Raw genomic sequence first — 1,797 nt, forward strand, 5'->3', positions numbered from 1 at the left:
GCCATGACGCGCAAGACCGGCTGAACCGGCACCGCTCCTTTGTTGCCGACCCCGATTGAGGCGACCCATTTCCCTGTGTGCAGATATTCCAGCGCCTGCCAGAGTTCGTCCCGTTGCTTCCCGCCGATTGAGTGCTTTGAAGGTGGTGTTACAAACTCACGGCGATCCCGCGACCGGCGAAGAACCGATCGAAGACATCGAGCGGCAGAACGGCGTCTGCCTGGCTAGCTCGATCATGGCCGGATGGATTATGAAAACGGACAGCTTGCGGAGAGGCTGATGACGTTATTAGCACCAGATGGCCGCCCTTTGAGGGAGGGCTCTGATCGGGCCAGCGGATGGAATGGTGCACCGAGGCCATGAAAAACTGCCATCGTGAAAGAAGCTCCGGAATGGCGGTCGCCTCGACACCGGTCATGATTTCGGCTTTCAGCCCGAAACGGCTGGACACCATTTCGACAAACGGTGCGTAGATTAGCCCTTTGATGGAAGCCCCGTCTTCACTGACGACATAACCGCCGCGCTGGGTGCAGGCGCGGGCAAGCTCAAGCGTGGGGTAATTCTCGCCCCGCGTTGCGAGGATCATCTTCAGGCACGCCATGCCGCAGAGGTTTACCGCCCAATGCGCGTATTCCTCAACCGTCTGCGCTCCGGATTGACGCCAAAGCGGATCATCCAGCAAGGCAACCGCTCCCTTTGCGACAACAGGCAATGTCATTTCGGGCGTTTCCCATTGACTGAAATACGGCACGTTCTTCGTTGGCATTCTAGATCCTTGACTTCCGTTGGCTCACTTTGGTTGGAAAAGTGAAACAGTACACACAGGCTCAGTTTAAAGGGCCACTGTAAAGGAGGGCGTCGCGTTGGTTTCCCGCTGAACAACGGTTGGCGTGAACAGGGGCAGAACACTTAGGCCGCCCGCGCTCCATCCGAAAGGACCAGAGTTTTCCGCGATCTGCTTTGTGCGGCCTGCTGCCAGAGGAAATCACCCGCTTATGAAACCGACGTGAGCATCGAGCGGAAATTGCGCCTCTGCTTACCGGCGCTCGACTGGTCCGTGAAAAATCAGGCGTGAATGCACCTGCGCAACGGTGACTGCGGTTGACCCGCCCCACAAACGCAGAATATTTTTCATTACCCTGTTCCCCCGTAATTTAGCCGGAGTTAATAAGCAGAATAGGCTTGTAATACTAGCCATTACAACTGGAGGGTAATTTCGGTCGATTTTAGTGTACCCTAATAGCAAACTGACCCGTTCGGGTGAGTGCAAGTTAAAGGGTCTGCCACATCTGCCAGGCTGTTGGCTGATTTCGTGACTGATATTTCGGTCGTCTGTGCACCGCTGCCGAAAGGTGCGGGATTTTTCTGCGTTGGTGGGAACATTTGGACGACCGACGTTTCCGCGCGTGCGGAGCAGATTGGGCGTGGTCTTAAACCTTTCAGCTGCGCCCGTCTGGACAAGACCCATGCCGCAATGTGGTTTTTGCTGTCCGCGAGGCGTGCTCCCCTCCGACACGCCTCAGCATGGGCCTGCCGGTGACCTCCCGGCAGGCCTTCTATTTTTCAAGGCACCAGGACTTCCGTGACGGTCGCATGCCGCAGCTTGTCCTCGCCTCGCGGGTGCTTGGCCATGACGCGCAACACTGGCTGCACTGGGACGGCGCGCTTGTTGCCGGTGCCGATCGRKGCCGCGAACTTGGCCTCGCCCAGATAATCCAATGACTCCCAAGGCTCGCTTCGTTGCTTGCCGCCTATTGCTGGAATGGCTCGGCCCACATAGCGAAGGTAGCCCTCTGT

At 57.4% G+C, this 1,797-nt stretch carries 2 protein-coding genes; both read right to left on the reverse strand.

Translation table 11 applies throughout. The features are described from left to right. Positions 1–148: 148 nt before the first annotated feature. On the reverse strand, positions 149–766 hold the full coding sequence (locus tag AC1DUU_RS31080; RefSeq protein WP_476787155.1) for a C39 family peptidase: 618 nt from the start codon (positions 764–766) through the stop codon (positions 149–151). Positions 767–1,563: 797 nt separating this feature from the next. Continuing rightward, on the reverse strand, positions 1,564–1,797 hold a 234-nt coding region (locus AC1DUU_RS31085), incomplete at its 5' end, for a hypothetical protein (protein WP_476787156.1).

It is taken from the genome of Aminobacter sp. P4_H6_2, from assembly GCF_056400805.1.

What these genes read in the sequence shown, in the direction of transcription:
- AC1DUU_RS31080 (WP_476787155.1), bottom strand. Translation starts at nt 766, where the DNA reads ATGCCAACGAAGAACGTGCCGTATTTCAGTCAATGGGAAACGCCCGAA.